The 16,668-nt window shown below is 66.0% G+C and carries 18 protein-coding genes; 2 read left to right on the top strand and 16 right to left on the bottom strand.

What is annotated here, in order from left to right:
* Positions 1-12: 12 nt before the first annotated feature.
* Genes JMY28_RS20005 through JMY28_RS19995 form a run of 3 tightly spaced genes read right to left on the bottom strand, consistent with a single transcriptional unit; the run spans position 13 to position 2,786 of the window.
* On the bottom strand, positions 13-531 hold the full coding sequence (locus JMY28_RS20005; RefSeq protein WP_201697642.1) for a cupin domain-containing protein: 519 nt from the start codon (positions 529-531) through the stop codon (positions 13-15).
* A gap of 21 nt (positions 532-552) precedes the next feature.
* Entirely contained in the window at positions 553-1,509 is a 957-nt protein-coding gene (locus JMY28_RS20000) for an amidohydrolase family protein (RefSeq protein WP_201697641.1), read from the bottom strand.
* Entirely contained in the window at positions 1,506-2,786 is a 1,281-nt protein-coding gene (locus JMY28_RS19995; protein WP_201697640.1) for an MFS transporter, read from the bottom strand. The genes JMY28_RS20000 and JMY28_RS19995 overlap by 4 nt, the downstream gene beginning before the upstream one ends.
* A gap of 222 nt (positions 2,787-3,008) precedes the next feature.
* Between JMY28_RS19995 and JMY28_RS19990 the strand changes: the two genes are divergently transcribed.
* Positions 3,009-3,824 (top strand): IclR family transcriptional regulator, encoded by an 816-nt coding sequence (locus JMY28_RS19990; RefSeq protein WP_201697639.1) that lies wholly within the window; start codon positions 3,009-3,011, stop codon positions 3,822-3,824.
* 20 nt (positions 3,825-3,844) lie between these two features.
* Entirely contained in the window at positions 3,845-4,462 is a 618-nt protein-coding gene (locus JMY28_RS19985) for a cadmium resistance transporter (RefSeq protein ID WP_201697638.1), read from the top strand.
* 62 nt (positions 4,463-4,524) lie between these two features.
* Here JMY28_RS19985 and JMY28_RS19980 read toward each other — a convergent pair whose 3' ends face one another.
* From JMY28_RS19980 to JMY28_RS19920, 13 genes are all read right to left on the bottom strand, one after another.
* A complete protein-coding gene (locus JMY28_RS19980; RefSeq protein ID WP_201697637.1) occupies positions 4,525-5,154 on the bottom strand; it encodes a GntR family transcriptional regulator in 630 nt (209 codons plus the stop codon).
* Between the two features lie 91 nt (positions 5,155-5,245).
* Entirely contained in the window at positions 5,246-6,055 is an 810-nt protein-coding gene (locus tag JMY28_RS19975) for an HpcH/HpaI aldolase/citrate lyase family protein (protein WP_201697636.1), read from the bottom strand.
* A gap of 10 nt (positions 6,056-6,065) precedes the next feature.
* A complete protein-coding gene (locus JMY28_RS19970) occupies positions 6,066-6,647 on the bottom strand; it encodes a cysteine hydrolase family protein (RefSeq protein WP_201697635.1) in 582 nt (193 codons plus the stop codon).
* Between the two features lie 46 nt (positions 6,648-6,693).
* A complete protein-coding gene (locus JMY28_RS19965; RefSeq protein WP_201697634.1) occupies positions 6,694-7,893 on the bottom strand; it encodes a CaiB/BaiF CoA transferase family protein in 1,200 nt (399 codons plus the stop codon).
* Positions 7,890-9,053: a CoA transferase gene (locus JMY28_RS19960; RefSeq protein WP_201697633.1), complete on the bottom strand. Its 1,164-nt coding sequence runs from the start codon at positions 9,051-9,053 to the stop codon at positions 7,890-7,892. Before JMY28_RS19960 ends, JMY28_RS19965 begins: the two co-directional genes overlap by 4 nt.
* A gap of 51 nt (positions 9,054-9,104) precedes the next feature.
* Positions 9,105-10,322, bottom strand: a complete 1,218-nt coding sequence (locus JMY28_RS19955; protein ID WP_236596947.1) for an FAS1-like dehydratase domain-containing protein — start codon at positions 10,320-10,322, stop codon at positions 9,105-9,107.
* A gap of 193 nt (positions 10,323-10,515) precedes the next feature.
* Positions 10,516-11,439, bottom strand: coding sequence for an SMP-30/gluconolactonase/LRE family protein (locus JMY28_RS19950; protein WP_201697632.1), 924 nt, complete (start codon positions 11,437-11,439; stop codon positions 10,516-10,518).
* Between the two features lie 34 nt (positions 11,440-11,473).
* Positions 11,474-12,238, bottom strand: coding sequence for an ABC transporter ATP-binding protein (locus tag JMY28_RS19945; protein WP_201697631.1), 765 nt, complete (start codon positions 12,236-12,238; stop codon positions 11,474-11,476).
* Positions 12,231-13,049 (bottom strand): ABC transporter ATP-binding protein, encoded by an 819-nt coding sequence (locus JMY28_RS19940; protein ID WP_236596946.1) that lies wholly within the window; start codon positions 13,047-13,049, stop codon positions 12,231-12,233. The genes JMY28_RS19945 and JMY28_RS19940 overlap by 8 nt, the downstream gene beginning before the upstream one ends.
* Positions 13,046-14,050, bottom strand: coding sequence for a branched-chain amino acid ABC transporter permease (locus JMY28_RS19935; protein ID WP_236596945.1), 1,005 nt, complete (start codon positions 14,048-14,050; stop codon positions 13,046-13,048). Before JMY28_RS19935 ends, JMY28_RS19940 begins: the two co-directional genes overlap by 4 nt.
* Entirely contained in the window at positions 14,043-14,921 is an 879-nt protein-coding gene (locus JMY28_RS19930; protein ID WP_201697630.1) for a branched-chain amino acid ABC transporter permease, read from the bottom strand. The genes JMY28_RS19935 and JMY28_RS19930 overlap by 8 nt, the downstream gene beginning before the upstream one ends.
* Positions 14,918-15,838 carry an NAD(P)-dependent oxidoreductase gene (locus JMY28_RS19925; protein WP_236596944.1) on the bottom strand — a complete coding sequence of 307 codons (921 nt, stop codon included), beginning with the start codon at positions 15,836-15,838 and terminating at the stop codon, positions 14,918-14,920. Before JMY28_RS19925 ends, JMY28_RS19930 begins: the two co-directional genes overlap by 4 nt.
* 16 nt (positions 15,839-15,854) lie before the next feature.
* Positions 15,855-16,598 (bottom strand): SDR family NAD(P)-dependent oxidoreductase, encoded by a 744-nt coding sequence (locus JMY28_RS19920; RefSeq protein WP_201697629.1) that lies wholly within the window; start codon positions 16,596-16,598, stop codon positions 15,855-15,857.
* Between the last annotated feature and the right edge of the window lie 70 nt (positions 16,599-16,668).

The following is a 16,668-nucleotide window of genomic DNA, read 5'->3' as shown; positions in this document are numbered from 1 at the left end:
CGCCCGAAATACTCAGGCGAACCAGCGGTCGCCGAGAATCAGCGGCACCTCCTTGTTCGCCTCGGAAAAACCGTCAAGCGGCAAATTGTCGATACCGACGCGTGCAAGCGGATCGGTCGACGCATCCACCACGGCGCCAACGCGCAGCATGACCAGCGGCTCGCGTTCGTCCGCGCAGAAGGAATAGAACGTACCGCGCGGCAGCAGAATGCCTTCATTCTTCGACACGACCCGCACTTCCCCGTTGGGTCCGTGGAAGGTCGCGCTTCCCTGCAGAATGTAGAACATGTGATCTTCATTCGTGTGCGCGTGCAGCTCGTTTTCGCCGCCGCTCGCGTATGTCTTGAGGACCACGCTGAGCGTGCGCGTCGCACCGAGCACGATGTTCGTGCGTCCTTGCTCCGGCAACTGGGCGCGCGCATGAAAGAAGGTGGGCTTCGTGCGCTTTTCCAGCTCGGCCATCGCGCTCAGCCATTCGGCGGTGCTCCGGACAATGGTGGAAGAGGACGGGGTCGATTCGAAGGTTTGCATGTCTCGGCTCCTGGAGGAAACTCACTCGGCGGCACTCGCGCCGCAAGTGTCGACGCCATCGGCACAGGCAAGGTCGTCGAAGTCATAGAGTCTCGCCGGGTTGTCGACGAGGATGCGCTGGCGTATCGCGGGGTCGGGCGCCCACTCGCCCAGCAGGTTCAGCAGTTCGCCGTCGTTCACCGCACAGGGTGGACTGATGCGCGTGAGGTCAGGCTTGCCGCCGTGCGAGGCGTCGGGGTGCGGCCAGTTGCTCGCCCAGACCACGCGCTGCGCATTGGCCGCAATGAACGCCCGCGCGATCGCGCCGAGGCCGGTGCGATCCGCGTCGCTTTGCATACACAGGTAAGGCGCGGACAGCTTCACGTACACGCGGCCTTCGCGCACCAGCCGCAATATGGCTTCGAGGCCAGGCTGCGCCGGACCGTCGCTGGCACGCGCCCGCGCGAAGTGATCGAGCACCACGGGCACATCGAGTGCGGCGATCACACCGCTCAGGGCCGCGACAACATCGAGCCGGCTATAGATCTGCATGTGCCAGCCGCGGCCGGCAATCTGCCGCGCGGTTTGTCGCAACAGATCGCCGCAGCGCGTGGGGTCGCTTTCGCCCAGCATCTCCAGATTCACACGCACACCGCGCACGCCCGCAGCGTGAAGCGCGTCGAGGTGGGCGCCTCGCGCGCCGCTGTCTATCACCGCCACGGCTCGTGCCCGCCGCTGTCCGATCGCCTCGACGGCATGCAAGGTTGCTGAGTTGTCCGCGCCGTACACGCTCGGCTGCACAATCACCACGCGCTGAAGCCGCTGGCGATCGAGCAGTGCACAAAGCTGTTCAACGCTCGCGAATGGCGGCGTGTACTTTCTCGCAGGGGAAAACGGGAAGCGCGCGTCATTCGGAAACACGTGCGTGTGACAGTCACACGCGCCGGGTGGCATCGGAAAATCGATATCGGCCGTATCGCAGTCTGTACGCGGGTTCATTGCAACTGCCTGCTTTTCGTCTCCGGCAGCGTTACCGCCATCACGACCGAAATGGCGTAGGCGAAACCGGCGAAGATCGCGATCGCGTTACCGAGTGACGACGATTCGCTCAGAAAACCGACCAGCGCGGGAAATAACGCACCAATGCCGCGGCCGAAGTTGTAGCAGAAGCTTTGGCCTGAAGCCCGGACGTGCGAGGGATACAGCTCGCTCAGATACGCGCCCATGCCGGAGAAAACGCCGCAAGACGTCAGACCGAGCGGGAAGCCAAGGACAAGCATCTGCGCATCGGTAAGCGGAAGCTTCAGGTACACGTACAGGCACACCGCCGCCGCCAGTGAAAAAGCGATAAACGTCCGGCGCCTGCCCCACAGATCCGCCAGATACGCTCCCGCGATAAATCCGCAAAACGAACCGACGATCAAGACCATCAAATAGCCGCCGGTGTTGAGCACGGAGAGATGCCGCTCGACCTTGAGAAACGTCGGGAGCCAGGTCGACATGGCGTAGTAGCCGCCTGTGAGCGCCGTGCAGAGCGCCGAGGCTTTGAGGGTCGTCATCGCGAGCGGCGGCGCGAAAATCGCCAGCAGGTGCGGCTTCTCGCCGGACATTCTCTGTTTCGCGCGCGTGTGAAGAAAGATGTCGGGCTCGTCGACGTTGCGCCGCACGAAGAGCACGATCAGCGCGGGAAACGCGCCGGCCCAGAACAGCGAACGCCAGGCAAGCTGCTCTGGCAGGAGGGAAAACGCGAGGCTGTAGGCAATCGCCGCCGCGCCCCAGCCAAGCGACCAGCCGCTTTGCACGAAGCCCACGGCCTTGCCGCGATCTTCCGCGCGCACCGTTTCCGCAATCAGGACCGCACCGATCGCCCATTCGCCGCCGAAGCCGAGGCCTTGAAGGATACGGAGCGTAAGGAGCTGCTCAAAATTCTGCGCGAAGCCAATCAGGATGGTGCAAACGGAAAACCAGAGAATGGTCGCCTGCAGCATGCGCACCCGCCCGAATTGATCAGCCAGCATTCCCGCGATCCAGCCGCCTGCCGCCGAGGCAAGCAACGTCGCGGTGCCGATCAGACCGATCTTCCCCCTGTCGATGGCAAGGCCGCGCGTGAGCGCCGAAATCACGAAGCTGAAGATCATGAAATCGAACGCATCGATGGCCCATCCGCCAAAGGAGGCCGCGAACGCCCTTTTGCCTCGCGTGTCGAGGCGCGACATCCAGCCGGGCGCCCACCAGGCACTCGACTGCGGCAATTCCTCCGTTTTCGCTAGCTTCATGGCCTCTCCGTGAAGGTCCGCGATTTGAAGAGCGGCGGGTCCGGGCGTCGGTCCCTGCGGTGCGCTTGAACGCGGCTGGCGATGGGTTTATTATTCACACACAGGAACAAATTGTCCCCAGGGATGAACCCTAGAGCGATCGAACAGGATACGAAGAGGACTCTGAGGGCCCGTGCATCAACACTGAATCGACAACCAAGGTCCGATTCACGGCTCGTTGCGGTGACCGAAAGCGACACAGGTAAACTGCGCAGAATTCTCCAATCCAACGGAAAAAATGAAATGTCGATGGTCAGACAAGCCGCCCAGGTGCTCGAACTGCTGGAGTTTTTCGCCCAGGTCAAGCGTCCAGCAGCACTCGCGGAAATCTCTGAAACCCTGAACTGGCCGCGCTCGAGCACGTTCAATCTGCTTTCAACGTTGAAATCGCTTGGCTATCTTTATGAACCGCGGCCGAAGGGGGGCGTCTACCCGTCGCCTCGCTGGGCAGAGCTATTCGATGCGATCAGGATTGGCGACACACCGCCCGTTGAAATGGACGGGCTGCTCGAGTACCTCGCCAACGCGACGGCCGAAACCGCGGCGCTTGCCGCGCCCAATGCCGGACAGGCCATGTTCGTCGGCGTGCGCGAGTCGGCGTATCCGGTGCGCTTCACGACGCAGGTTGGCAACTGCGTGCCGCTGCACGCCACGGCTGCAGGACGTGCCCTGCTTTCGCAACGTCCGCACGCCGACCGGCTGGCATTCCTCAGGAGAGCAGAATATATCCACTACACGGCCAAGACCCTCATGACCCCGGATGAGGTCGATGCTGAAATCGAGCGGTCCGTCCAGCAGGGATGGTTTATTGGCATCGAAGAATATTCCCCGGGCCTCATGGGGATCGCCCTCGCTCTCCCGTTGCCGGGGCGGCACTACGCGCTTCTCGTTTCCGGCCCGACCGAACGGCTTGGCTCGCGTGTACAGGAGGTGGTCGATCTGATGCGAAACGCCGTGCGAGAGACACTCGGCGTCGAAGTAGCGCCCGTGCGTGGGTAGAACCGCACGAGTGCCCGACCGTGACAGGTTTGAACGCCCCCTACGCCATGTTCGGCATGGTGACACCCATCGTGCTGGCCTTCCTGGCGTCGAGCATCGACGACTTTGCACTATTGGCCTGCCTGTATGCGGGCCAGCAGGCCAGCACTCGCGAGATAACCGCCGCGAAAATGCTTTGCGCGACACTGGCGCTCTGCATGGCGATGTTATTTGCGGCGGTTTGTCTTGCATTGCCACTCTCGATATCGAGACTGATGGGTCTCCTGCCGCTTGCGCTCGGCGCAAAGAGGTTGCTCGACAATCGCAAGTCGCGTAGCCCTACGAGCGACGGCAAGACCACCGGCGCGGATCCGCGTATGCGCGGGGGTGGAACCATGAGCCGCGTTTCATGCCTCGTGGCAATTCTCTTCGCGGCGAGCCTCGACAATATTGCGCTCTACGTGCCGCTGTGCGTGCAAGGCGGACGGGCAGTCGTCGTGCCAATCGTCGGCATTGTCCTGACACTCACCTTGATGCTCTGCGGCCTTGCCTGGCTGTCGGGCACGATACGGATCCCGCTTCGCAATACCCGGTTGAGACTCGAGCCAGCCGTCCCGTATCTGATGATGTTTATCGGCATCAAGGCGTTGGCAACCTAGCCCCCTTTCACCTGCTTGCGAGCGAACTCTGCGCTACGTCGGTTTCTCGAGGTGCCGGTTCTCTACTTCGCTGCCTTGAGTACCGACCAGCCTGATTCGATATGCTTGCGCATCGCGAGCATGGCGGCTGTCACGTCGCCAGCCGCAAAGGCCTGGAGAATTTCCTCGTGCTCGGCTACAGCGTCGTTGCCGCGATCATGCGCGGCGTTGATGATGTCGAACGGATAGCGCGCCCAGAGAATCTGCGTGAAATGGAGGGTCTGCGGCATGTCCGCTATGTCGTACATGCGCCGGTGAAAGCGATAGTTGATGCCTCGCGCGACCGCGCGATCCCCCTTGGCGAACGCCACGGCGAATTCCTCGGCGAGCTGGCGCAGCTCGACGATGTCCTGCGCCTTGATCTTTTCGACCGTGCCCTTCACGAGCTGCGTTTCGAGCAGAAGCCGGAGGTTCAGGATTTCCGACGATGCAGCCGCGTCGAACGGCACCACGCGCGCTCCGCGATATGAGTCTCCGCTGATATACCCCTCGGCCTCCAGCAGCTTGAGTGCCTCGCGTACGGGCGTGATGCTCAGGTGCAACTGCTCGGCGATCTCGGCCTGCTTGAGCCGCGAGCCGCGCGCGATCGCACCGGAGATGATCTGCTCGCGCAGGAAATCGGCAACCTGCTCTTCCTTGGTTCTGTATTCCATTTGCTGTGGTCTGGGCCGGTTGGGTCTCGATCTGATGGCGCGCATGGCGCGCAAGGTCTGGCCGCGCCGCGGGGCCGCCTCCGGGCAGATTTTAAGCGATGTCGCCCGCGGCCGATTCCGCGAGAATGCGCCGCGCCTGCTCGACCACCGGTTTGTCGATCATCTTCCCCGCCACCGCCGTCGCGGCGCCGCCGCTCGCCGCGAACGCCTCGACCACCTGGCGCGCCCAGTCGCACTCCCCAGCGGACGGCCGGAACGCCGCGTTCACCTCCGCGACTTGCGCCGGATGAATGCAGAGCTTGCCACCGAAGCCGAGCGCGCGCGAGCGGGCGGCATCGGCACCCGGCGCCTGCGCGTCGGCGAAGCCGGTGCTCACCCCGTCCACCGGCGCCAGGAGCCCCGCATGGCAAGACTCCAGCACGATCTGCGTGCGCACGGCGAGCAGCGCGCCGCCCTCGTCGGCAATGCCGGTCTCGGCGCTGAAGTCCACGCTGCCGAAGGCGAGACGCGCCACGCCCGGCACCGCCGCGAGCGCGCGCAGCGTCAGATAGCCCCGCACGGTCTCGATGAGCGCGACGATGCGTCTTCCGGGCAACGCGTCGGAGGTTGTGCGTAGCGAGGCCTCGTCGGCTTTGGGAAGCATCACGGCCGCGCCCGGCGCACGGGCGAGCAGGCGAAGGTCGTCCTCATACCATTCGGTGCCCATCGCGTTGATGCGCACGAGCGTGTCGCGTCCTACCCCCAGCCAGGCCGCCGCCGCTTCGCGCGCCGCACGTTTGGCCTCGGGCGCGACGGCGTCCTCCAGGTCCACGATCACTTCGTGCGCGCCGCTCGCGACGGCCTTTTCGAAGCGCGCCGGACAGTCTCCCGGCACGAACAGCAAACTGCGTGCAATCCGCATGGGCCGATCCTCACTCGAACGTCACGTCGCGCGACGTGCTGAGCGTGCAAAAGCGCCGCAGCCCCGCAATCGCGTTCTCGTGTTCGTCAGCCGTAATTGCGCAGCAGCAGTCTTCGAGCACCGTCATGGGGTAGTCGCGGTCATGGCCTTCGCGCACGCTCGCCTGCACGACGGCGTTCGTCGAGATGCCCGAGCAGTAGATCCGCCTGATGCCGCGCGCTCGCAGGATCGCTTCGAGGCTCGTCGCGTAGAACGGGCTCACGCGATGCTTGACGATGTCGAAGTCGCCGCTTTGCTGGCCAAGGTCGGGATGCACTTCGGTACCCCACGTCCCCAGCTTGAAGATGCCGTTCTTGCGGGCTCCCGAGAAGATCGGCGAATCGGGCGGGCACTCGCGGTAGTCGGGCGAAAAGCCCACGCGCACGAAACCCACCGCAACGCCCGCGGCGCGCGCCTTGTCGACGGCGCGCCGCGTGTTCTCGATGATGCGCCGGCCGTTGACTTGCTCGGCATAGCCGGCCTTGCCGTTCGGGCCGTCCGCGTGGACGAGATCGTTTTCCATGTCCAGCACGAGATAGATGGCGTCTTTCACGAATTTCTCCTCGATCACTCTCTCAATGGCGCGCGAGGCGCCGCTTTCAGCAAATGACGTCGCGCGCTTCCAGATCGGCGCGCTGCGCGCGGCTCAAGCCGAGCAGTTCGCCGAACACGTAGTCCTCGTCCTGCCCCAGCGCGGGCGTGAGCGAACGGATGCCCACGCCGGACGTCTTCGAGAACCGTGCTGGCGCGCCCACGGCCGCGCGCGGCGGAAGATCCGGCGCGCTCACGTCGACCACGGCGGCGCGCGCGCGCAGATGCGGATCGCGCGCGATGTCCTCCATGTTCCAGGAGACGTGCGCGCACACGCCCGCCTCCTGCAGCGCCTGCGCGATTGGCTCGGCATCGCAGCCCGCGAGCCACGCGGCCACGCGTGCATCGAGCGTTGCGCGCCGCGCGTGCCGCGCCGCCTGTGTCGCAAAGTCGGGATCGTCCTCGGGCCAGCCCGCGACGCGTGCGAGGGCGCGCCACGCAGCGTCGTCGCGCACGGCGAGCGTGAGCCAGCGGTCCGCGGTGGCCGTGGCGTAGACACCGTGGGGCGCCATGCTGGCATCGCCGTTGCCGGGGCGCTGCGGCGTTCGGCCCGCGCTCGCGAGCACGAGCGCATCGCCGATCATCGCCGAGGCCACCTCGCGCGCCGCGAGATCGACATGCTGCGCCTGTCCCGTCACGCGCCGCTGATGCAACGCCGCAACCGTCGCGAGCGCCGCATGCAGTCCGGCCGAGTGATCCATGACGTGGCGCATTTCCACGGGCGGCCCGTCGCTGTAGCCGCTCATCCAGCCAAGGCCGCCCCACGCACCGAAGAGCGGCGCGTAGCCTGCGAACGACGAATCGGGCCCGCTCTGCCCACACGACGAGAGCGAAAGCATGACGATGTCGGGGCGGCTTTTGCGCAACTCGTCGAAACCAAGGCCAAGCCGTTGCAGCACGCCTGGCCGGAAGCTTTCCGCCGCCACGTCCGACACGGCGACGAGGCGCTTCGCCAGGGAAACTGCTTCGGGATGCTTGAGATTGAGCCGCACCGAGCGCTTGTTTGACGACACCTGGTCGAACGTGGCCGCCGACATGCGGCCATACACGGCGTGCGGTTTGCGAAACGCGTCGGGCCGGTTGCGGCTCTCGACCTTGATGCACTCGGCGCCGAGCTGCGCGAGCAGGTGCGTGCAGAACGGCCCCGCCGCATGAATCGTGAAATCGGCGATGCGTACGCCGGCGAGCGGCGCCCCGGCTGGCTTCATGAGCACTCCTCCATGTCGTGTTCGCCGAGCGCCGGCACGCGCGCGTTGGCCGCGAGCGGCGTGCAGCGAAACTGGAACGGCGCGACCAGCACGTCGACAGTCTCGCCGCCCGGCAGCGCGGTGCGCGCAAACAGGCCGCGCGCGCCTTCGTGTTCGCCCGCCAACACTTCCGCGGGCGTGCGGTACTTCGCGGCGGGCACGCCGAGCGCCTGGGCACGGCTCACGATATCCTCCACGCGCTCGTGCGCCATCCACTCGCGGATGTGGCGGTTGATCTCGTCGCCGCGACGGCTGCGCACCAGCGGGTCCCTGAATGCCTCTTCGAGCGCCCACGCGGGCGATCCGAGCAGTTGCACCAGTGCGTTCCACTGACGGTCCTCAAGCGTGAGCACCTCCACGAAGCCGTCCTGCGCCTCGAACACCCCGCCGTAGCGGAAACTTCGCGTCGAACGGTGTTCGAGCGAGCCGTCGCCAAGACGCTGGAGCGCGAACGCTCCGACCGCGAGCGTCGCGTCCTGCACCGAGACATCCACATACTGGCCGCCCGCCAGCGGGACGGCCCACCATGCGGTGAGCGCTGCGAGCGCAGCCGCGCAGCCGCCTTGATAGCCCGCGAAATGGCCGTAGATCTTGAGCGGCGCGCGCTGCGGAAAGAGCTCGCCGGACAGGCCGTTGGGCAGCAGATAGCCTTCGCCGCCAGCGTGCAGGAGGTTCACCTCCTCGCCGTCCCAATGCGCCTTCGGGCCGTGCGCGCCGAAGGGCAGCACTGAAACGTGCACGAGCTGCGGAAAGCACTCGCCGAGCGTCTGCGGTTCGAGCCCTTGCGCCTGGCGCTCGGCAAGCGGCGTATCGTCGATCAGGATGTCCGCGTGCTCGAGTTCACGCTCGAGCACCGCGCGACCCGACGGGGTCGCGGGATCGCAAATCAGACTGTGCTTGCCCGCCGCCAGATACGTGAAGAGCGCGCTCTCGCCGCCCGCGTCGATGAACGGTGCCGCGCTGCGCAGGCGATGCCCGGCGGGCGGTTCCAGCATCACCACGCGTGCGCCCATCGCGGCGAGGAGCCGGCCCGCCCAGGCTCCCGCCACGGTGCGCGAACGCTCCACGACGCGGCAGCCCGCAAGCGGAAGCGCGGCGGCGGGTTCGTCGTTGGTTTGCATGTGCTCCCTCCCAGTTGTGTGGTCAGGCGGCGGCGAGGCGCCGACACGCGCCTAGCGCACGACCGGCAGTTCGAGGTCGACGCCGGCGCCGTCGATGAAGGCGGGCAGCCGCACGTCGCGCGAGGGCAGCGCCACCGTCGCGAGACCCGGCGTGGTCACTTCACCGCGCTGGTTCACGGCCGCGAGTTCGATGTCGACGAGTCCCGCGCCGTCCTTCACGTACTTGCGCACGACCTTGCCCTTGCAGAACGTGGTGTCGCCCATGATGTTGAAGCGCCGCATTTCGGTGCGCACACGCTTCAGGAAGCCCGCGTCGCCCATCCAGTTCGTGACGAGCGAGCACATCCACGACGAACGCTGCGGACCATAGTCATAGGTCCCGGGCACGCCCACTTCCTTCGCCACCGACTCGCGATGATGGCCAATGCCCGTGTATTCCACGCCGCCACCCGCCTCTGGATTGCGGAAGAAGTGGCCCGGATGCTTGACCGCCGTTTGCAGCACCACGCCGTGCGTATGGCCGCGCCCGCAACCGACGAGAAAACCCATCGTATCCATGAGCGAGAGCGGGCCGCGCGCGATCGTGGGCAGTTCCTCGCCTACCTGCACGTCTTCCCAGTAGCGCGCGTTTGAGCCGCGAATCTGCTTCGGCTCGTCGAGCACCATCAGGTCGATGCGGTCGCGCTCTTCGTCGCTGTACTCGTGTTGGACGATTTCCTTGTACTTGCCGGTGTCGCGCGCGGCTTTGCGCTCGTGACGCGTGCAGGTGCCGAGCGCGCGCGCCACGAGCTCACTGCGCTGGTTGTAGTAGCAAGCCTCGACGTACTGCAGCACGAGCCGGCCCGAAAATTTGCTTTCCTTTTCCTCGACACCGACCACGCGCTCAATGGCCGTGATGCGGTCGCCGGGACGCACGTGACGGAACAGTTCCCAGTCGTTGCCCGCGTAAAAACCATGCACGCCCGCAAGGCCCCAGCGCGTCCTGCCGAGCCATCCGAACGCCATCGGAAACATCGGGTGCCCGACCATCGAGCCGAAGCGCGTGGAAGGACCGTAACCGTAGTCGCGATAGAGCGGATTCAGGTCCCCAATACCGTTGCACCAGTTGCGCAGCGTATCGGGGCTTGCATCCTGAAGATACGGCCCTTCGGGGCGCAGTTGCAGGCCGATCATCGCGCGCGCCTCCGCAATGGCCTGATCGGTGATGCGGCCTTCGGCCGGTGCGTTGCCCACGTCGCTTTGGGCAGGGGTGAGGATCGTGGTGTCCAAGTGGCTTCTCCGTCGGTTAATCAGGTTTGTGAAGATGGTGCAGAATGCATTCTTTTTGAGATAACGAAACGAACCTGCGAGTTCGTTACGCCCGCCAATACCTGAGAGCGAGTTAGTTATTCGTGCAACCACGAGCGCGGCCACCGTGCGATCGGTTGCGTGCGCAACCGATCGCGCCGCGTGGCGTGCCCGCTCAGGCAGACAACACGAGCCCCGGCCGCGGCCATTGCGCCGCGAACAACTGGCCGTAGCCGGATAGCGTGATGAACGCGGTGCGCCGTTCCGGGCCGCCAAAGCAGATGTTCGTGCAATAGCCCTCGGGCGCCTCGTGGAATTCGAGCAACTCGCCGCCCGGCGAGAACACGCTGATGCCGCCGCGTACCAGCGTCGCCACGCAGATGTTGCCGCTCTCTTCCACCGCGAGCGAATCGAAGCGCTGATAACCCGCGAGCCCATGCACGAGCCGGCCGCCATTCGGCGAAGGCCACGCTTCGTGGCCCAGTTCGCCTTGCCCGGTCACGGGATACGACCAGAGGCGGCTCGTCTCCGTCTCGCTCACGTAGAGCGTGCGTCCATCGGGCGAGAGGCCAACGCCATTGGGCGTGAGCACCGGGTGCGCGGCGCAGCGGATCTGGCTGCCGTCCGCGCGCGCGTAGTACACCGCGCCGCGCATGATGCGGTCTTCGAAGGTCTTGCCGAAGTCGGTGAACCAGAAGCCCCCGTCGCCATCGAACACGATGTCGTTCGGTCCATGCAAGGGCACGTCGCCGCAATGCGTGTAGAGCGTTATCACCTCGCCTGTCGCGATGTTCACGCGTTGGATCGACCCACCGCCATAGTTGGCTGCGGCGCCGGTGGGGCGCGTGAAGCCGACGTCGGTGCGCCAGCTGAAGCCGCCGTTGTTGCAGATGTAGCAGTGGCCATCCGGGCCGAGCGCCGCGCCGTTCGGGCCGCCGCCCACTTCCGCCACGACCTTGAGTTCACCGTCCGGCATCACGCGCGTGAGGCGTCCAGCGGCGATTTCCACCACCAGCACGCTGCCGTCGGGCAACGCCACCGGCCCTTCCGGAAATTTCAGACCAGTCGCCATCACGCGGCCCTGCAGGGTGAGATTCATGCGAGCTCCCATAATCGTCGTGCCCTCTCCAGTCCTAAATGTGTGCGTCCGCGCGCTCGTCCTGACGCGCGCCCAAATAAGCGTCAACGGCCCGCTGCCGGCCTTCGCGGCTGCGCAAAAGCGGCTCGTCGAGTTCGCCGACGATATGTCCGTGGCGCATCACCCACGCATGCGAAGCCAGCTTCGCGGCCGCGTGAAAACTCTGCTCGACGAGCAGCGCCGTCAGCGACTGCTCCTGCTGAATGCGTGCGAGCCGCTCGTAGACGCGCGCGACAAGCAGCGGGGCGAGCCCAAGCGACGGCTCGTCCAGCAGCAACAGACGCGGCCCCGACATCAAACCGCGCCCGATCGCGAGCATCTGTTGCTCGCCGCCGCTCAAGAGGCCCGCGGGCGCCTTCAGGCGATTGGCGATCTCGGGAAAGAAGTCGAGCACCATGTCACGGCGGCGTACGCGCGTGCCGGCATCGACGAAATACCCACCGAGCGTGAGGTTCTCGGCCACCGAAATATCCGCGACGATGGCGCGCCCTTCCGGCACGTACACGATGCCCGCGCGAAAGCGCGCCGCGACGTTCATGTGGCTCACATCGTGGCCATCGAAGCGCACGCGCCCTTGCGCGGCTTCGAGACCCGCGATGGCGCGCAGCGTGCTCGACTTGCCCGCGCCGTTCGCGCCAAGCAGCGCACCCACGCAGCCGCGACGCACGCCGAAGCGCACGCCGTGCACGACCGGGCCCGCGCCGTAGCGCACGGTGAGATCCTCGACCTCGAGAAGACGCTCCGCTTGCGCCTCACTCATCTTCTTCTCCCAGATAGACACGCACCACGTCCGCGTTCGCGCGAATCTGCGCCGGGCTGCCCGATGCAAGCAATCGTCCGACGTTCAGCACGTGAATGGTGTCGCACACGTCCATGATGAGATCCATGTCGTGCTCCACGACCACGAGCACAAGATCGGGCCCGCGCAGCTTCTTCAGCGCGTTCGCGAGATCGCGCGTTTCGACGGAGTTCAGGCCTGCCGCTGGCTCGTCGAGCAGCAGCACGCGCGGTGCGCCCGCAATCGCCCGTGCGATTTCCGCAAGACGCAGCACGCCCGGGGGCAGTTGCGCGGGCAACGAGTCGGCCACCTGCTCGATGCCAAGGCGCGCGAGCGCGGCGAGCGCCATGTCGCGATGGCGTGCGCGTTCGGCGCGGCCACGTGCAAGCGGCAAGAACGCATCGAGCCAACCGGCAGCGGCTTCGCGGTCGAGGCCGATCATCACGTTCTCTGCGATCGTCAGCTCGGGGCATAGCGCGACGTGCTGGAAGCTGCGCGAGAAGCCACGCGCAGCGCGCCCCGTGGGCGGCACGCGCGTGACGTTTTCTCCCCCGAAGCAGATGCTGCCGCGCTGGGGCGCATAGAGTCCGGTCAGGCAGTTGAAGAAGCTCGTCTTGCCCGCACCGTTCGGGCCGATGAGCCCGGTGATTTCGCCGGCCTCGAGCCGCACGTTTACATCGCGCAGCACCTCATTGCCGCCGAACGAGAGCGCAAGCTGCTCGACGACGAGTGCGGCCACGTCCACAGTTGCCGTTGCGCGTGCCACGGTGGGTACCGCCATCGCCTCGCTCATTGACGCCTCCCTTCGAGCCGGGCACGCCACGCCGCGGGCAATGCGTTCGCGCCGAGCACGACGGCCAGCAGCGCCGCGCCATAGAGAATCGGCACCCAGTCTCCCGCACCTGCGAGCAGCACGGGCACGAGTGTCAGAAATAGCCCGCCCGCCAGCGCGCCCACGAGTGAGAGCGAGTAGAGGCTCACCACCGAGCCCACTAGCAGGAAGATCGAGGTCCACAGCGTGAAGCTGTTGGGCGAGACGGTCGAGGCAGCGAACGCCTGCATCGCCCCCGCGATGGCGGCGATCGCGGCGCTCAGTGCCACGCACGAGACGCGCGCCCAACTGCGCCGCACTCCGAACGATTCGGCAGCATGCGTGGAATCGCGGATCAGCAGCAACGCCATGGCCTGGCGCGAGCGCCGGAATTGCCGCAGCAGCGCGACCACGGCGAAGAGCACGAGGAGCGGCAGATAATAGCGCTGCAGGTTGCGCGGCACGCCGGCGAGCGCGTCGAGCTTCACGTACAGACCTTCGTAGCCGCCCGAGATCTTCGAGAAGTGCATGAGAAACTCGGGAAACGCGAGCGCGAGCGCCATGGTCGTCACCGCGAGCGAAATGCCCTTGAGATGGCGCGATGGATATGAAAACAGCACGCCGAATACGCCGCCCGCCAGCGCGGCGAGCGGCAGGCTCACGAAAACCGGCAGGCCCAAGTTCTTCTCGACGAGCGCCACGACATAGGCGCCCGCCGCCACGAACACGCCGTGTCCGATCGACACCTCGCCGCCGTAGCGCACAAGAAAGCTCACCGCGATGATGGCGATCGCATTGGCGAAGCACAGTCCGAGCGTATAGATCCAGTATCCGCCGCCGATGAGCGGCAAGACGAGCAGCGCGAGCCCGGCAACACCGCCCGCACCGAATGTGCCGAATGCGCGCAACGGCCGATGACGCCGCGTGGGCATATCCTGCGTGTCGCTTGCAGCGGCAGCCGGGGGGATGGAAAGATCAGGCACGGGCGCCTCCTCGCGCGGCGAGCACACCGCGCGGGAACAGGTTGAGCACGAGCAGCATCAGCACGAGCATGTACGTGTTGTTGAATTCGGCGGAGAGATAGAACGACAGCATGTTCATCAGGATGCCTACGAATATTCCGCCGATCACGGCACCGGGAAGACTGCTGAAGCCGCCCACCACCGCCGCGGCAAACGCCTGCAGCATGAACGAAGCGACGCTCGTGGAAGAAAGGAATGTGGTCGGCACGATCAGCAGCGCGGCAACGAGACCGAGCAGGCCAGCAAGCACCCACGAGAACAGATGGATGCGTCCGAGCTTGAGCCCGCACACGCGGCTCGCGAACGGATTGGCCGACACCGCGCGAAACGCCACGCCGATGCGCGTGCGCTCGATCAGCAGGTAGAGCAGCCCGACAATGGCGAACGTCGCCACCAGCACGGCGATGTCGTAGGACGTCACGCGTACGGGTCCGAGATGGGCGCGCCAGGACGGCAACGGCAGATCGAGCGACACGACGTTCGAGCCAAACAGCAGTTGCGTGCCGCCCTGCGCAATCAGGCCGATGCCGAGCGTGGCGATCGTGCTTGTCAGGTCGGACTTGAGCACGAGCGGCGCGATCGCGGCACAGCTGATCGTCGCCACGACCACCATCAGGATCAGCGCGAGCGGCACGGCCGCACCCCAGTTCATCTGGGAGAATGTCCCCGCCGTGAAGCCATACACGAGGAACGCGGCGAGACCCGCCAGATTGCCGTGCGCGAAGTTCACAACGTTCGAGCTCTTGTAGATGAGGACGAGTCCGATGGCGCCGAGTGCGTAGAGGCATCCGCTCACCAGGCCCGCCCACACGAGACCGAGGAAGTCCGTCATGGCTGCGCCCCTTGCGGCACGAGTTCGGCATCGCGCGCGATCAGCTCGATCACCGCCGGGAAATAGCGGCCACTGTAGCCTTGCTGCGCCGTGGCGCTGTAATAACGGTGCGCAAGCTCGGTGATGCGTGTCGCCACGCCCGTCTGCCCGGCCAACTCGAGCACGTAGCCGATGTCCTTGAGCACGTACTCGGGCGGAAACGACTTTTCCGGGAACTGTCGCGGCAGCATGGACTTGCGCCCGTGATTGCGTAGCACGAAGCTGTCGCCCGAGCCCTTCGATACCGCGTCGAGCAGCGTGCCCGGATCGACGCCCGCGCGCTCGCCGAGCACCATCATCTCGGCCAGCGCCACGGTGTGCTCGAACACGAGCGCATTGTTGATGAGCTTCACGACCTGGCCGCAACCGATCGCGCCGCAGTGCGTGACATCTGTACCTATGTAGCGCAGCAGCGGTTCGATGCGCCCGAAAAGTGCGGCGTCCGCGCCCACCATGATGCTCAGCTCGCCGCGCTGGGCCGCTTCACGCGTGCGTGCTACCGGCGCGTCCGCAAACGCGATGTCGCGCGCAGCCAGCGCCGCGCCCACTTCGCGCGCCGAAGCTACCGTGGTCGTGCTCAGATCGACGATCACCTTCGGCCGGCGCACGCCGCCCGCGAGCCCCTGCGGGCCGAGCGTCACGGCTTCCACGGCCGGCCCGCCAGGCAGCGACAGAAAGACGATGTCGGCCTCGCCGGCGAGGTCTTCGAGCGACGCCGCGCGCCGCGTCTTCGTGCCGTCGAGCACATGGAAGGCGTGGTCGTTCGTGTCGAACGCCACGACGCCGCCCGCGTGCTTGAGCGCCATGTTGCGGCACATTGCGCCGCCCATCACGCCGAGGCCGACGAAGCCGATCACCACCTGGTTCTCTGTAGACATGGCTCGCTCCTCGCGCTCAGTCCATCCACATGCCGCCGCTGATATCGAGCGACGTGCCGGTGATCCAGTTCGAAGCCGGCGAGCACAGGAACAGTGCGGCCTGCGCGATATCGTCGGCGTTGCCATAGCGGCCGAGCGGTACAGTCGCGTTCGCCGAAGGCGCGCCGTTGCCCGTCACGTTCGACCACATCGCGGTCTCGACCGGTCCGGGCGCGAGCACATTGGCGTAGACGCCGTGCGGCGCGCCCGCCTTGGCCACCCAGCGCATCATGCCGTGCACGGCGGCCTTCGCCGACACATAGGCCGGCCCCGACGCCACGCCTCCATTCTTCGCGGCGATCGAGCCCGCGGCGAGAATCTTGCCGAAGCCGCGCTGGCACATCAGCGGAAAAAGCTTGCGCGTGGGGTTCACGACGCCGCGCACGTTCACGGACATGATCGAGTCCCACTCTTCGTCGGTGCTGTCGCCAAGCGGTGTGCGCGCGATGATGCCGGCGCACAGCACGAGAATGTCGATAGCGCCATGATCCGATAACACGCCATCGATTACGCGATCGGTTTCGACGCGCGAGGTCACGTCGTAGCGCAGATACTGCACGCCCGGGCCGATGTTCTCGTGCACGCCAATGTCGGTGGCGATCACGCGCGCGCCCGCGCGGCGAAACGTATTTGCAATGGCGCGGCCCATGCCGCCCGCGCCGCCGGTGATTAATGCGACCTGCCCTTCCAGATTCGCAGGACCGCTTAAATGCTGCGCCATGTGTTGCGTCTCCTGTATTTCGCTTGAGGTTGGGTAACTGCCGGGGATGTCAGTGGCGGCGTGCTACGTC

This window comes from Paraburkholderia hiiakae, assembly GCF_904848665.1.
Lineage (GTDB): Bacteria > Pseudomonadota > Gammaproteobacteria > Burkholderiales > Burkholderiaceae > Paraburkholderia > Paraburkholderia hiiakae.
The sequence above is the reverse complement of the archived record's forward strand: the minus strand, read 5'-3'. Positions and strand labels throughout refer to the sequence as shown.

Excerpts from the sequence above, each read along its gene's own strand:
- JMY28_RS19980 (WP_201697637.1), bottom strand. The coding sequence starts at position 5,154 with ATGGAATACAGAACCAAGGAAGAGCAGGTTGCCGATTTCCTGCGCGAG.
- JMY28_RS19940 (WP_236596946.1), bottom strand. The coding sequence starts at position 13,049 with ATGAGCGAGGCGATGGCGGTACCCACCGTGGCACGCGCAACGGCAACT.
- JMY28_RS19925 (WP_236596944.1), bottom strand. The coding sequence starts at position 15,838 with ATGTCTACAGAGAACCAGGTGGTGATCGGCTTCGTCGGCCTCGGCGTG.
- JMY28_RS19950 (WP_201697632.1), bottom strand. The coding sequence starts at position 11,439 with ATGAATCTCACCCTGCAGGGCCGCGTGATGGCGACTGGTCTGAAATTT.
- JMY28_RS20005 (WP_201697642.1), bottom strand. The coding sequence starts at position 531 with ATGCAAACCTTCGAATCGACCCCGTCCTCTTCCACCATTGTCCGGAGC.
- JMY28_RS20000 (WP_201697641.1), bottom strand. The coding sequence starts at position 1,509 with ATGAACCCGCGTACAGACTGCGATACGGCCGATATCGATTTTCCGATG.
- JMY28_RS19930 (WP_201697630.1), bottom strand. The coding sequence starts at position 14,921 with ATGACGGACTTCCTCGGTCTCGTGTGGGCGGGCCTGGTGAGCGGATGC.
- JMY28_RS19920 (WP_201697629.1), bottom strand. The coding sequence starts at position 16,598 with ATGGCGCAGCATTTAAGCGGTCCTGCGAATCTGGAAGGGCAGGTCGCA.
- JMY28_RS19945 (WP_201697631.1), bottom strand. The coding sequence starts at position 12,238 with ATGAGTGAGGCGCAAGCGGAGCGTCTTCTCGAGGTCGAGGATCTCACC.
- JMY28_RS19975 (WP_201697636.1), bottom strand. The coding sequence starts at position 6,055 with ATGCGGATTGCACGCAGTTTGCTGTTCGTGCCGGGAGACTGTCCGGCG.
- JMY28_RS19995 (WP_201697640.1), bottom strand. The coding sequence starts at position 2,786 with ATGAAGCTAGCGAAAACGGAGGAATTGCCGCAGTCGAGTGCCTGGTGG.
- JMY28_RS19965 (WP_201697634.1), bottom strand. The coding sequence starts at position 7,893 with ATGAAGCCAGCCGGGGCGCCGCTCGCCGGCGTACGCATCGCCGATTTC.
- JMY28_RS19960 (WP_201697633.1), bottom strand. The coding sequence starts at position 9,053 with ATGCAAACCAACGACGAACCCGCCGCCGCGCTTCCGCTTGCGGGCTGC.